General features: G+C 45.2%; 16 protein-coding genes. 11 read left to right on the top strand and 5 right to left on the bottom strand.

What is annotated here, in order from left to right; all coding sequences use genetic code 11:
* Positions 1–157: 157 nt before the first annotated feature.
* Together flgP and A6D97_RS06785 are read right to left on the bottom strand one after the other, a co-directional pair.
* The gene (gene flgP / locus A6D97_RS06790) at positions 158–589 is read right to left on the bottom strand and encodes a flagellar assembly lipoprotein FlgP (protein ID WP_017062265.1); all 432 of its coding nucleotides are present in this window, start codon (positions 587–589) and stop codon (positions 158–160) included.
* A 9-nt stretch (positions 590–598) separates the two neighbouring features.
* Positions 599–1,234 carry a FlgO family outer membrane protein gene (locus tag A6D97_RS06785; protein ID WP_017064137.1) on the bottom strand — a complete coding sequence of 212 codons (636 nt, stop codon included), beginning with the start codon at positions 1,232–1,234 and terminating at the stop codon, positions 599–601.
* Between the two features lie 192 nt (positions 1,235–1,426).
* Here A6D97_RS06785 and A6D97_RS06780 point away from each other — a divergent pair, with 192 nt between their 5' ends.
* Positions 1,427–2,560: a flagellar assembly protein FlgT gene (locus tag A6D97_RS06780; protein ID WP_017062267.1), complete on the top strand. Its 1,134-nt coding sequence runs from the start codon at positions 1,427–1,429 to the stop codon at positions 2,558–2,560.
* Between the two features lie 140 nt (positions 2,561–2,700).
* A complete protein-coding gene (locus tag A6D97_RS06775; RefSeq protein WP_017062268.1) occupies positions 2,701–3,207 on the top strand; it encodes a hypothetical protein in 507 nt (168 codons plus the stop codon).
* A 128-nt stretch (positions 3,208–3,335) separates the two neighbouring features.
* On the opposite strand, the gene A6D97_RS06770 is transcribed toward A6D97_RS06775, so the two are convergent.
* Genes A6D97_RS06770 through A6D97_RS06760 form a run of 3 tightly spaced genes read right to left on the bottom strand, consistent with a single transcriptional unit; the run spans position 3,336 to position 6,092 of the window.
* Positions 3,336–4,577 carry an NAD(P)/FAD-dependent oxidoreductase gene (locus A6D97_RS06770; RefSeq protein WP_065584070.1) on the bottom strand — a complete coding sequence of 414 codons (1,242 nt, stop codon included), beginning with the start codon at positions 4,575–4,577 and terminating at the stop codon, positions 3,336–3,338.
* Between the two features lie 23 nt (positions 4,578–4,600).
* Positions 4,601–5,674: a methyltransferase gene (locus tag A6D97_RS06765; protein WP_065584069.1), complete on the bottom strand. Its 1,074-nt coding sequence runs from the start codon at positions 5,672–5,674 to the stop codon at positions 4,601–4,603.
* Between the two features lie 28 nt (positions 5,675–5,702).
* Complete coding sequence (locus A6D97_RS06760) at positions 5,703–6,092, bottom strand: hypothetical protein (RefSeq protein ID WP_017062271.1); 390 nt, start codon at positions 6,090–6,092, stop codon at positions 5,703–5,705.
* A gap of 72 nt (positions 6,093–6,164) precedes the next feature.
* Here A6D97_RS06760 and A6D97_RS06755 point away from each other — a divergent pair, with 72 nt between their 5' ends.
* From A6D97_RS06755 to A6D97_RS06715, 9 genes are all read left to right on the top strand, one after another.
* On the top strand, positions 6,165–6,914 hold the full coding sequence (locus A6D97_RS06755; protein ID WP_170791811.1) for a beta-ketoacyl synthase chain length factor: 750 nt from the start codon (positions 6,165–6,167) through the stop codon (positions 6,912–6,914).
* A complete protein-coding gene (locus A6D97_RS06750) occupies positions 6,911–7,681 on the top strand; it encodes a lysophospholipid acyltransferase family protein (protein ID WP_017064140.1) in 771 nt (256 codons plus the stop codon). The genes A6D97_RS06755 and A6D97_RS06750 overlap by 4 nt, the downstream gene beginning before the upstream one ends.
* Before the next feature lie 105 nt (positions 7,682–7,786).
* On the top strand, positions 7,787–8,047 hold the full coding sequence (locus tag A6D97_RS06745; RefSeq protein ID WP_004736154.1) for a phosphopantetheine-binding protein: 261 nt from the start codon (positions 7,787–7,789) through the stop codon (positions 8,045–8,047).
* 10 nt (positions 8,048–8,057) lie between these two features.
* Positions 8,058–8,315, top strand: a complete 258-nt coding sequence (locus A6D97_RS06740) for an acyl carrier protein (protein WP_004739745.1) — start codon at positions 8,058–8,060, stop codon at positions 8,313–8,315.
* Positions 8,315–8,872 carry a septation protein IspZ gene (locus A6D97_RS06735; protein ID WP_048669155.1) on the top strand — a complete coding sequence of 186 codons (558 nt, stop codon included), beginning with the start codon at positions 8,315–8,317 and terminating at the stop codon, positions 8,870–8,872. The genes A6D97_RS06740 and A6D97_RS06735 overlap by 1 nt, the downstream gene beginning before the upstream one ends.
* A 6-nt stretch (positions 8,873–8,878) precedes the next feature.
* Complete coding sequence (locus A6D97_RS06730) at positions 8,879–10,267, top strand: AMP-binding protein (protein WP_065584067.1); 1,389 nt, start codon at positions 8,879–8,881, stop codon at positions 10,265–10,267.
* An 88-nt stretch (positions 10,268–10,355) separates the two neighbouring features.
* Positions 10,356–10,718 carry a 3-hydroxyacyl-ACP dehydratase gene (locus A6D97_RS06725; protein WP_017062276.1) on the top strand — a complete coding sequence of 121 codons (363 nt, stop codon included), beginning with the start codon at positions 10,356–10,358 and terminating at the stop codon, positions 10,716–10,718.
* Positions 10,711–12,516, top strand: a complete 1,806-nt coding sequence (locus A6D97_RS06720) for a glycosyltransferase family 2 protein (RefSeq protein ID WP_065584066.1) — start codon at positions 10,711–10,713, stop codon at positions 12,514–12,516. The genes A6D97_RS06725 and A6D97_RS06720 overlap by 8 nt, the downstream gene beginning before the upstream one ends.
* Positions 12,494–14,041, top strand: coding sequence for an aromatic amino acid ammonia-lyase (locus A6D97_RS06715; protein ID WP_065584065.1), 1,548 nt, complete (start codon positions 12,494–12,496; stop codon positions 14,039–14,041). The genes A6D97_RS06720 and A6D97_RS06715 overlap by 23 nt, the downstream gene beginning before the upstream one ends.
* The last annotated feature ends 27 nt before the right edge of the window (positions 14,042–14,068 follow it).

Below are 14,068 nucleotides of genomic sequence, written 5' to 3'. Positions count from 1 at the left end.
CTTGAACGTCCTGACAAAATCGATAAACAAAAAAGCGGCAAGTATTTTCATACTTGCCGCTTTTACATTCATATTAGTTATTGGTTGCCGATACGCCATCTGGAAAACGAAAGCAGCCAATATAACTGGATAGTCCTATCGCTAGACGCCCCTTGGGCTAGAACAGCGTTTGTTGTCTCTTTTCAGGTACAGGTTGAACTTCACCGTAATTACGTAGCTGTTCCATCTTACGGATATCAAGCTGAAGCTCAGTAACATAGCTATCGCCCACAGGGTAGCTGCGTACCACTTCTGCACCGCGGATTACGCCATCAACCGCACCAGAAGTACGTTCCGTACCAAGGCGTTGATCTTCCAACTCTGCCCGACCACTCACTCGCATACCGTAAACTTGTTCTGCAAGTTCACGATAGGCGTCGATCTTAGAAGCTCTCATCGCACGGATACGTCTTTCTTCATCGTTACGTCCTTTCTGCTCACTGATACTCGCGTAGCCAACGGCAACTAAGTAGTCGTCTGGCCTCATGTTTTGCAGTGGCTGACAGCCAACAAGCAGTAAAGCGGCAACAACAAATATTAACTTCTTCATCTCGAACTCCTAAGGGCGAAGAATAACAGTATAAGGCTGGCTGATCGTTGGGTCAGAACGAATGATAACGCCATCTTGAGTTCGAATACTGTTTAGAGTATCTAGGTCACGACCAATACGGTCTGCAGGCAAGAAGCCTTGTGCCGTCGCCACGACAATGCGAGTTTGCATGCCAACAACACGAGCATTGACTAACACACCACCTTCTTGGCGAAGCATAGTGCCTGTCAGTACGTACTGTACGTCTTGTTCTTGAGCTAAGTCTTTCCAATCGCGGCTTAACGCAAAGTCACCTTGATGAGTCACTTGAATAGAACCTGTTGTTTTGAAATCAACCACCTTGAAGCCACGACGCTGAAACTGATGAATGAAACCTTCTGATACCGAGTTTCCTAGCCAGTTCGTTGTGTCCATGTGTTGCAGGTCAACAAACGACGTAATCGCTATCGGAGTTCTTGCTGAGATACTCGTATTCGAAATGATCAGATCTTCGGTCATACTTTCCACGAAGAAATCCATGGTATGACGAGGGCTATCCATCAACATAAACTGACTGCCTGAATATTCAGACTTGCCGTTATAGATTGGCGAATAAGCGCATGAGGTCAACAACATGACACTCATTACTACGAGCCATTTTTTCATTCTCTTATCTCCAGATAGGTTTAGTGCTCCCTGTTCCAATATGTTCTCACCATTATTCTTTTCAATGGATTACAATGTTGGAACAGTCTTTGCTTTTCATTAATGGTTCAGATTAAGAAAAACGCACTTAAGTCAGCTTCAAGCTTATAGTTATTTGTTAAGCAATATTTATACCCAACTGGTAACGAATAGATGAAAAAAATAATTTCTTACTTATTTTCAATAAGTTCACTGATAACCATAAGCTTCAGTGCTCATGCCTCTTGGTATGAGGTTACCGGTACCGCAGCCATCGTATCGTCAGAGGAAACGGCAAGGGTCCATGCTCTGGAAGACGCGGTATATAAAGCGATCCAGTTCTCAGGAGCCGACATTGGTAGCATTGCCAACCTCACGCCGTACCTCGACGCAAACAAAAAAGAGTTTCAATTTACCAATCATGAAGTGCGCTACATCTTGGTAGAAAAAGAGAAAAAACGCAGTGGCAATATAATGATCACCGCAAGGATCGATATCTATCCTTCGGCAAATGCTTGCCATGAGAGCCAATATAAGAAGACATTTTTGGTCGGCAACATCGATGTGACTTCCCCACAGCAAGCTGTAATGGGCAGAATCTATAACATCGGTGATGATTTTGGTCATGTCGTAGATCGACAGCTGGCGCAAGAGTCTCGCAGCTTTGTTTCCGTTGGCACGACCAATTACGATATCGACAAGCGTCGACCAGAGGTGATCAAGATGATCGCCCAAGACACTGGCGCGCAGTACATCATTGGTGGCGACATTACCGATTTAACCGCGACCATCGAATCCAAGCTTTTGAAAGACGACATCATCAATCGTCAGTTTGCGTTAGAGATGCAAGTCTTCGATGGTAAAACAGGACATCAGGTTTACAACCGTAGCTATCGTGAAGTGGCAAAGTGGCCATTTGCTAAGACCAGTGAAGTCGACACCCGCAGTGCCCGTTTCTGGGCATCAACCTACGGCAGCATGATGCTGCGTGTTAGCCGTAATATTATGTTGGACTTAGAATCGGAAGTGTCATGTAAGATCACCCTTCCAGAGGTTGCAGCGGTATTTGGTAACACTGTGACCATTGATTTAGGTCGAATGCATGGCGTACAACAAGGTGACAAGTTGCAACTGTGGCACACAGGTTCGTTTATCGACCAACGCGGTTTGCCACGCAACAAGGTTTCTCAAAGCGACATCACACTGACCGTTTCTCGCGTTTATGAAAACGAAGCAGAACTGACGATCGACCAACCAAGCCTTGCTGGAAGCATTCAAATTGGTGATGTGATGCAGAAAATCATGTAGTTAGCGACACGCCCGCCTCACAGTTTCTAATAAAGCCTTAGCACTTTTGTTAAGGCTTTATTTTTTTTCATGGGTATTAGTTTCGGTTTTGCAGTATTTGGCGTAATCTTATTAATAACATAATCATCACTTAGCAAACTATGAGTCAGAATAATCTAATTGGTGCTACCGGTTACCGCTTTATCTCGAAAGGTAAAACCGCTTTTAAGATCCACATTCATACTCCCGAAGATACGGTGTTGCATCGGTCGGTCGGTTTTGTTCGTATGGGTGAAGACAAAGCACTGAAGAAAACCATTAAATTAAGAGATGAACTGGGCAGACAGCTATGGGGCAAATTTTGGCCCAAAGTCCTCAAAGAGCCCTACCTGATGACGCGCCTGCCTCATAGTCTAGAACCCAAAATTGTATTCAAACCAAATCCAACTCAGAGTGATCCTGAGCACCGCGACGAGTGCTACATCGCTAAGTGGCGCGTCTTCTCTGAGAATGGTGACTACAAGTACAAAACCAAGGTATGTTCAATCAGAAAGCACGGCCGACTTGCCGCTTATAGCCAAACCAAAAGGGCGCTACTGGATGCCCACAAAGATGTGATTGATCTACTTATATTTATGGGACGATTGAACAGCATCGACTTAAAATAGGCTTAAATCCGATTAAGCTGACCGCCCATATTTTTCAGATACAAAAACAGCCGCACATTGCGGCTGTTTTTAATTTATGACGATCCATCGTGGCAATTTAGAGTATTGCTACATACAAAATCGATTACCTAGTTTCGGCATATCTCAGCCAGTGTCGCCAATCGGCGCTTAGACTCTTTCACATAAGGGTTGGCTTGATCCCATGCGTAACCCGCCAGAATTGAGCACACCATCTGCTTAATCTTTGGATTTGGATCTTGATAGAAAATCACATCCTGCAAAGTACCTGAGTACCACCCCTCAACATACGTTCTAAAGGTGTTTACACCAACCATCAAAGGAGCGGCATAATCGCGTTCCCAATCTACCTTCTCACCGTTAAGTTGCTTTTCGACACACTCAACCGCAAACTGTGCCGACTTCATCGCAATCGTCACGCCTGACGAGAACACCGGGTCAAGGAACTCGCCGGCATTGCCAAGCAACGCGTACTTATCCGTCGCCAAATGTTTTACATTGGCAGAATAGCCACCAATTTCACCCGCAGGGTTTGGATACTCGGCGCTTGCCAGTATCTCAGCCAAGCCCGGCTCTTCCGCTGCCAGCTGTTTAATTGCAGCAATCTTGTCTTCTGGATAGGACTCAAAGAACTTAGGCTCTCCTACGACACCAAACGAAGAGACACCGTTACTAAACGGGATCAACCAATACCAAACATCAGGGTTGGTTGGATGCACAGAGATAAGAATTTTATTTCGGTCATATTCAAGATCGGTATCCACCTCTGCAATATGATCGTTAATGTGCGTAAAAATAGCTTTGCGTGGAGGAAGCGATGACGGCTCTTCCAAGTTAAGCATTTTTGGTAGCACTCGACCAAAACCACTGCCATCCAGAACGTATTGAGCTTCTATCTGATAACGCTCTCCACCCAGCACTTGTACATCTAAAATGGTGCTGTCGTCGGTGAAATTAATGCCCATTAACTCATGTTGGTAATCAATGCAGACACCCTGCGCCTCAGCCGTATCTGCCAAAACCTTATCAAAGGCACCTCGCTGAACCTGAAACGTAGTTCCAGGGCCAGAAGAGAACTTGTCTTCAAAATTAAACGCCGTATAAACGCCATTTTTGCGAAAGGCAGCGCCATCTTTGTATTGGAAGTTAGCGTTGATCACTGCGTCAGTCATCCCAGCCTGTTCAATCACTTCCATACAAGCTGGTAATAGGCTTTCACCAATAGAAAAGCGAGGGAATACGCTCTTTTCAATCACTCGAACATCGATGCCTTTTTTATGAAGTAAAGACGCAGCAATAGACCCTGATGGCCCAGCTCCGATGATCACCACTTGAGTTGATAGTTTTTTCATTATTTAAGCCATGTTTGTTATTTTTATTGCGCGCCAGCTTTCAATTCAAGAAGCGTGTGACCAAGACCGATATCGTCGGTGCGAGTTACCACTTCAAAGCCCGCTTCTTCAACGATCTCTAAGAAATCTTCACTGCGGTAAAAACGGCTGTTGCCATTGGCCAAGCAGGTAAAGTAGAGAGACGTCGCGTTTAAGCTATAAGAAGCCGCATCGTATTTCTGTGCATCCCAAAACAGTTCAAGGATATAGACAGTCGCGTCTTCTGACATATGAGAGCGAACGCGCTTTAATATGCTCAGAATCTCCATTGGCGAGAAACAATCAAGGAACTGACTCATCCACCAAACATCCGCGCCCGTTGGCAGAGTTTGCTGTTTATCGAGCATATTCGCTGGGAATGGCGTGACTCGCTCTTGATGACCATGCTTTGCCGCGTTTGCCATTGCCATTTCTAGCTGCTGTGGCAAATCAACAATCGTCACCTCAACGTCCGCATCATGGTTGCAGCATTGCATCGCCCACTTACCCGTGTTGCCGCCGATATCCACCAGCGACTTAGGTTTCTTGCTGAAGACTTTTTCAAGTAACACAGGGAACGAGCGATCCGAATAGAAGTGATCAAACTTGAACCAACTCTCTTTTGCTTTTTCTGGCAATTGAGACAAGCCTTGGTAAATGGTTTCCCAATCACCCAACTCTTTCAAGCCTGCAGGTGTCCCTTCTTCAATCGCTTCTGTTAGATGCATCATCGCGGCATAACAAACATCGGCTGTGAAATCCATGTTTGCGTTAGTCATACCATCATGCAGAAGGTAGAAACCAAGGTTAGCCATTTTGTAGTTAGGCTTTTCCCAAGTCACAATATGAGCACTTAACGCCATATCGAGCAGGACTTTCACGCCGTACTCAGAGACACCGGTCGATTCAGAGATAGACTCTGCTGGTAAACCCTCGTTGCCCGCGTCATCTAACGCTTTCAAAATGCCTAAATCACGAAGTGTACGAGCAGTATGAAAAACAATCGGAGCGAAAGACAATTTCTGCGCTTCTGTTTTTGCTTCTAATGCGTTGAATGGATCTAATTTATATTCCGACACGAAAAACCTAACTTTAAATAATAGAGAGTTACTCAGCTGCCATTTGCGCAAGCTTACGTTTAATATCAACGTTTAAGTTATTAACCCAACGGTTGTAATTACGGTGTATTTCACCATCGTCGTACTTCAAATTCTCTGATTCAACGTAAAGAATAGAGTAAAACTTATCACTATAAGGAATTTCAACCACAGCGTGGTGCGAACGAACATACAATTCAGCGCGGATCAAACCAGGCTTTATTTCTGAAACCAACCAGCCTCGATTTTCAGCAGATTCAGAAATAGCTGATTTAACCTGTTTACTTTGAAGATTCAGTGCAACTGGAGTATCCTCAACATTCATTACAGGTTGGACGCGTCCACATCCTGCAAGAACGAATATGAATAACATTGAAACTGCTATTTTTAGTAATTTCATTTAAATTCCTTATCTGTGTTTATTTATAAGCGCGCATAGTATTTAGTTAGACTCAAAGCAAATCAATACTCTATGTCAAATCAATCCCAATTAATGTCGTTTAATATTGAGAAATGGTCTGCAAATTCAGCGGGGCTCAATTCTATTGCTGAATGGCAAGCGTGGAGCACTAATTTAGATTGGCCACAAGATGGCTCAACTGAATTTAAAGCGATCCCACCGATGATGCGCCGCCGAATGAGCCTACAAAGTAAATTGGCCGTTCAAACTGCATTGACACTCTTAAAAGACAACTCGATTGATTATCTGGTTTTTGCCAGTCGACATGGTGAACTGCACCGAACCGCAACCTTGATCCAGTCGATATTGGAAGGTGATGATGCCTCGCCAATGGCGTTTTCACAGTCCGTGCATAATACAGCTGCAGGGTTAACTACCATCGCAGCGAAAGCACCAATCCCTCTGACCTCTATTGCGGCCGGCCAAGATACTTTCCACAACGCTCTGATCGAAGCTTATCTTTACCTACATCAGTACCCGTCACATCGTGTACTCGTCATTGACTTCGACCAGCCTTTGCCTGAGCTTTACCAAGAATACGAAACACAAGACTATACGGATTATGCTCTTGGCTTAGTGCTCAGCGTTGGCAGTGAATATTCTATTACTAGAACAGTAGAAGCCAACCAAGCACCTTCCGTGTTACCACAAGGGCTACAAACGCTCCAACATATCTTATTGGGCGCAAATAAGTGGGCTATTGCTGGCAAGCACCAAACTTGGTCTTGGGTAAATAACACCGAGACAGGTCCACAATCATGAGCAAAATCGACCAATATTGGCGAGTATTCGCGACAGGGCTGTGCTTTACCATCTTTGGTCTAGGTGGCTTAGTATTAAGCTTCTTAATCTTACCCACTATCGCGCTAACGACTTCCAACACCATTAAAAGAGAGCTTAAAGCACAGCGATTGATTCGTTTCTCATTCAACGCCTTTTGCCAAATCATGAAGTTCACCGGAGCAATCGATTACCGAATTGATGGTGCAGAACTACTGCGTAACGACCGTAACTGCATTATCGTCGCCAACCACCCAAGTTTGATTGACTATGTGCTGATCGCCTCTCAACTTCCTCAATGTGATTGCCTCGTCAAAGCGGCCATTTGGGAAAACCCTTTTATGAAAAGGATTGTCAAAGCGGCAGGTTATATACCGAACCAAGCCCCTGACGATCTTTTAGAGCGCTGTGAAGAACGCTTCTCACGTGGCAATGTCATGCTGATTTTTCCCGAAGGAACTCGCACAACGCCAGGAATTGAACCATCCTTACAGCGTGGGGCGGCACAAATCGCGACTCGAACACAAACCGATTTACGCGTGATTCATATTACGGTTTCTCCGACATTCTTAACGAAAGAGAAAAAATGGTATCAAGTTCCTGCGTCGAAGCCCTTTTTTCATGTCGCGGTGAAAGGTAAAATAGAAGTCGAACCATTTATTGAAGGCTCAAATAATTTAACTTCGGCAGCAAGGCGCCTTAATCATCATCTTGCACAAACAATTTTCCCTTCCGAAGAAAACATTTAGCGTATCAATAACATAACAGGCGATATCGGCATTTCGAAAATACCTCATATAATGTAGAATCGCCACCTTAAAGCAGCATTCAGATAAAGCATTAAGTAGGCCAAAGTGGAAACATTACACAACGAACTGAAACAACTGATCATCGACGCATTGAACCTTGAAGACATGAGCATTGATGAGATTGAAACGGAAGCTCCACTATTTGGTGATGGACTTGGACTAGACTCTATCGATGCCCTTGAGCTTGGCCTTGCTATCAAGAAAAAGTACAACATTGTTATCGATGCAGATGATTCAAACACTCGACAGCACTTTGCGTCAGTTGAAAATCTAGCGAACTACATCTCTTCTCAAACGAATAACTAGACAGATCTTTATGACACAAGCTAACCAACAAGAAGTATACAACCAGGTTAAAGATGCGCTTATTGAGCTGTTCGAGCTTGATGCTGAAGATATCACCCCTGAAGCTCATCTCTATCTTGATCTAGACCTAGACAGCATTGATGCCGTTGATTTGGTCGTTCACCTACAGAACGTCACAGGTAAGAAGATCAAACCTGAAGAGTTCAAAGCAGTGCGCACCGTTAATGACGTTGTCGAATCTGTGGTTGAACTATTGAAGGACGCCTAATGCGTCCTCTGCTGACTTTACTGTCGGCAATTATACTTTTCACTTATCCAATAGCGGTTTACTTTGGACTCAACAAGTTTGGCTTACAAACCGTTGGTATTGCCTTAGCCGCTATCTTTGCTGTACGCATTTTCACCGGCGGTCAGGCTAAAATCAAAGAGCTAAAACACCTAGCTTGGATCAGTGGAAGTGCCGGTATTGTTCTGCTGGCTTTAGGCTTAGCCTTTAAGCAACACGGCTGGCTAACCTATTATCCCGTTATCGTTAATGTTTGTATGCTGGTTGTATTCGCTTCGAGCCTATGGCAACCACAAACGATTATCGAACGTCTTGCTCGCCTTCAAGAGCCTGAACTTCCGCAAAGTGGCGTTGATTACACACGACAAGTCACCAAAGTGTGGTGCTTGTTCTTTGTTATCAATGGCTCTATTGCCCTTTACACCTGCTTCCAACCGCTAGAAGTATGGACCCTATACAATGGCTTACTCAGCTATCTGTTTGCAGGGTTACTCTTTGCAGGAGAGTGGGTAGTAAGACAGCGCATTCGTCAGAGTTAAATTGTTATGACCCAAACCGTATCTTACACCTCATTGTCTGAGCTTCTCAGCCAGGACAGAACCCCTGAATCTATTGTCTGCTTTGACAACAATAGCGAGATTACGTGGCAAACATTTAACGACGACTTATCTCAACTCGTACAATTTTTGTCTTTATCCCCTTTTCAACGAATCGCGATTTGTACCCAAGACAGCTACCTATTTACGGTGGCCTTTTTGGCATGTGCAGCAGCCAACAAACACATCATCTTACCGGGCAACTACCAGCCATGTGCGCTTGCTGAGTTAAGTAAGCAGTTTGATTGCCTGCTAGTTGATAACTCGATTGGCGAAGTTGAGGTGAGTGACGTTCGTAATATCCAAACCTTATTGGATTCAAACACTGAAGCACAAAAACCTCTAACCGAGAATCTTACGACCATTGATTTGGCAACAGTCCCATTAACTCTGTTCACTTCAGGTTCAAGTGGCACGCCAAAAGCGATAGATAAAACGTTAGAACACCTAGATATTGAAACGGCTCAGTTACACAAGAACTGGGATGCTTTACTCAAGGGAAACCGAATCCAAAGCACCGTTTCCCACCAACACATCTATGGCCTGCTGTTTAGAATCTTATGGCCGCTCTGTTCTGGTGTGCCATTTGCTCGAAACAACCTTGAGTACCCAGAACAAATTCTGTCTCATGCCAATAAAAACTGTGTACTGATCAGCAGCCCAGCGCTACTTAAACGATTAAAGCATGAGACCAACAAGGTACAACTTGCAGGAATCTTCTCTTCGGGTGGTCCATTGCCTACCGAGTCGGCTCACCAGTCACGAGATCTGCTTGGTCATTTACCGATTGAAGTCTTTGGTAGCACAGAAACCGGTGGCATCGCATTTCGTCAGCAAGAGAGCGCTCAAACGCCTTGGCAGCTTTTTGCCTGTATTGAGGCTAGTCTCAACAGTGAGAATTGCATTAAGTTATTGTCGCCGTACATCGATAAGAATAACTGGTATCAAACCTCTGATGAGTGCGAGATGGTCTCGGAGAATCAATTCATATTGAAGGGCCGAACGGACCGAGTGATCAAGATAGAAGAAAAGCGAGTATCACTGGTTGAAGTGGAAAAGCGACTGGAGCAACTGCCTTGGATAAGTGAGTGCGTGGTTATTCCATTTGAGGAGCCTGAGCGATTAATATTAGCCTCTGTTTTGGTATTATCAGATGAAGGCCAAGCCGCTCTATCGACCATGAGCAAAGGTAAATTCTGGTTGATGCTGCGTACAGAACTCAGAAAGTGGTTAGAGCCAATCGCAATCCCGAGAAAATACCGTGTTGTCGATGAGATCCCCCTCAACAGCCAAGGTAAGCGATTAACATCTCACATAGAACAGCTAATAAAATCATAGAAACCGCTGATCGTATTTTACACTGAGATTATCTTTTTATATTTTTGTCAAAGAACCAATATTTGCCCAAGGATTCTAAGCACGCCCTATGGATAAAAGAAAACCAAACATCATTGCTGTAGACACGGTAGAAAATGAATCGACCCTGACACTTCATGTTAGCGGAGATATCACCGACTTTAATGGGCACTTCAAGAGCTTCCCTATTCTACCTGGCGTCACGCAAATTGATTGGGCACTTCACTACGCAGTCCAAGAGTTAGGCGTTCCTGGTTTCTTTAAAGGAATGGAAGTCATTAAGTTCCAAGAGCCTATCCTGCCTGACGCTACAATCCAGCTATCACTCAAATGGGATGCTGACAAAGACAAGCTGAGCTTTAGTTACACATCAAACAACGGTGAACAGACCCACTCTTCAGGCAAAATGAAGCTGGGAGAAAAAAGTGAATAGCGCTCCCGTTGAGGCTACTTCTCAACACCACACAAAAGAAAGCAGCTACAAGGCTTGCTTCCTTATCCCGTGCTTTAACCATGGCGCAACCATGCCGGCTGTGGTGTCGTCACTTCATCATTTTGAGTTACCGATCATCATCGTTGACGATGGCAGTGAACTCACAACAAAACAGTTTCTGTCTCCCCTAGCAGAGAATTCAAACGTAACCTTGGTGACGCTTGAACAGAACCAAGGTAAAGGCGGCGCAGTAAAAGCCGGAATCAAAAAAGCGCAGCAACTAGGCTTTAGCCACGCTATTCAGATAGATGCTGATGGGCAACACGACCTGGAAGCCTTGCCAACATTGATTGAGGCCTCACAAGCTAAGCCACAACGTCTGATATCAGGCCAGCCTATCTACGACGACAGCGTACCAAAAGCAAGGCTCTATGGGCGCTACGCGACACATATCTGGGTATGGATAGAAACCCTTTCTTTATCAATTAAAGACAGCATGTGTGGCTTTAGAGCGTATCCTATCAACCAAACTCAAACTGTGTTGAATAAGTACGATGTTGGTTCGAGAATGGACTTCGATATCGAGATTTTGGTTCGCCTGTATTGGGAAGGTTGCGACATAGACTTCGTTGAAACGCGCGTTATCTATCCTGAGAACGGCATCTCTCATTTCGATGCGTTGTGGGATAACGTCAAAATCAGTTGGATGCATACACGTCTATTCTTCAGCATGCTGCCAAGAGCACCAAAACTGATTGCTCGCCATTTCAAATCCGATTCAGCTAAAAGTGGTCAAAATCAAGATTCATCGACCGGACCAAACAACAACGAGCTAGAACAGCCTCATTGGTCTCGCACTCAAGAACGCGGCACCGTACTTGGCATCAAACTGTTGTTGGCCGTTTATACCCTATTAGGCCGAGGTGTCTTTAATCTGATTTTGCGTGGTGTGATGCGTTACTACCACCTAACGGGCAAACGCGCACGAAACGCCTCAGAACAGTACCTGTTTCAACTAAAGGTTTACGCAGAGCAACAAAACATTGAGTTACCTGTGGAGCTAACCAGCTATAACCATCTGCTTTCGTTTGGCCATACGATGTTAGACAAACTGGCGGCATGGAAAGGGGATTTCTCGGCAGATAACCTGACTATTCATGGCCAAGACCAATTCGAGAGCATGGTTGCAAATAATCAAGGTGTGCTAATCCTTGGATCTCACCTTGGCAATATCGAACTGTGCCGCGCTTTGGGTCGCAGACACTCGAACATCAAAATCAACGCGCTGGTTTTTACAGAACACGCCGAACGTTTTAATTCCGTAATGAAAGCGGTTAACCCGCAGTCAGATTTAAACCTGATTCAGGTAACTTCAATGGGACCGGATACCGCTATCTTGTTGCAACAGAAACTAGAGCAAGGCGAGTGGATTGTGATTGTTGGCGATAGAACCTCCACCAGCAAAGAGAGTCGCTCTGTATGGGCTGAGTTCTTGGGTAAGGAAGCGCCCTTCCCTCAAGGACCATTTATGTTAGCCTCGGTTCTCAAAGCGCCAGTATTTCTATTATTTGGACTACGTGACGACTCACAATCCAAGCCGCATTTCAATGTCTATTTTGAGCATTTTAGCGACAAGATAGAACTACCAAGAAAGACTCGCGAGCAATCTTTACAGCAAGTCGTGCAGAAATACGCAGATCGACTTCAGCACTACACACTGAAAGCACCGCTTCAGTGGTACAACTTTTTTAATTTTTGGACATTGAGCAAGCACCATGACGAAAAAGAATCCAAATAGCATCACCTTTGGTGCCGAACGCCTCACGATTGAGGATGTTGTCGCTATCTCACAAGGCGCAAAAGCCTCGATGAACTCAAGTGAAGCATTCACATCTAAGATCGACCGTGGTGTCGCATTCTTAGAGCGCCTACTGAAAGAGGAAGGCGTAATTTATGGTGTAACAACGGGCTACGGTGATTCATGTACCGTTGCGATTCCACCAAACCTTGTTGATGAATTACCACTACACCTAACACGCTTTCACGGCTGTGGTTTAGGTGAAATACTGTCTCACGAGCAATCCCGTGCAGTATTAGCAACACGTCTGTGTTCGCTGTCACAAGGCGTATCTGGTGTGACTCACGACCTACTCAACCAAATCGTTACCCTGATCAACCAAGACATCTCACCGCGCATTCCGCAAGAAGGATCGGTGGGTGCCAGTGGCGACTTAACGCCGCTATCTTATTTGGCTGCAGCCCTAATCGGCGAGCGCGATGTTATCTACAAAGGTGAAGTGCGCCCAACCAGTGACGTCTACAAAGAGTTAGGAATTAGCCCTATCAAACTTAAGCCAAAAGAAGGCTTGGCGTTGATGAATGGTACGTCTGTAATGACGGCATTAGCTTGTATCGCTTACAAGCGTGCGGAATATCTAGCTCAGCTATCAACTAAGATCACCGCTATGGTATCAGTCGGTATGCACGGCAATGACTTCCATTTCGATGAAGCGCTGTTTGCAGTCAAACCTCATCCTGGTCAACAACAAGTTGCTGCATGGCTGCGTGATGATCTGCAAGCGGATCGCCCGCCACGTAACAGTGATCGCCTCCAAGATCGTTACTCTCTGCGCTGTGCTCCACATGTTATCGGCGTGGTTCAAGACTCTCTGCCTTGGCTACGCCAAATGATCGAGAACGAGCTAAACAGTGCCAACGACAACCCAATTATCGATGGTGATAATGAGCGCGTACTGCACGGTGGACACTTCTACGGTGGACACATTGCAATGGCGATGGATACGTTAAAAACTGCAGTTGCGAACCTTGCTGATCTGCTTGACCGTCAAATGGCTCAGCTGATGGACTACAAGTTCAACAACGGTTTGCCATTCAACCTAACGGGTGCTGAAGGCGAACGTAAGCCAATCAACCACGGCTTTAAAGCAGTACAGATTGGCGTTTCAGCTTGGACAGCAGAAGCATTGAAACACACCATGCCAGCAAGCGTATTCTCTCGCTCAACTGAGTGTCACAACCAAGATAAAGTGAGTATGGGCACCATCGCAGCTCGTGACTGTTTACGCGTTCTAGAGCTAACCGAACAAGTGGCAGCAGCGTCACTACTGGCGGGGACACAAGCACTCGAACTTCGTAAGCGCCACAATGAGCTTGATGAGCACCACATGAGTGAGAACCTCAAGCACATTCGCGACGAAGTGCTTAAGGAGTTTGAATTTATCGTAGAAGATCGACCACTTGAAGGCGATCTACGCCACTTCATTGCTCGTATTCAAAGTCAGCACTGGTCACTTTACTCATAAAGTAGCCAACCCTTTACGCAATATTGT

Source organism: Vibrio sp. ZF57 (assembly GCF_001691235.1).
Lineage (GTDB): Bacteria > Pseudomonadota > Gammaproteobacteria > Enterobacterales > Vibrionaceae > Vibrio > Vibrio crassostreae_C.
This window is presented reverse-complemented; position numbering and strand designations above follow the sequence as displayed.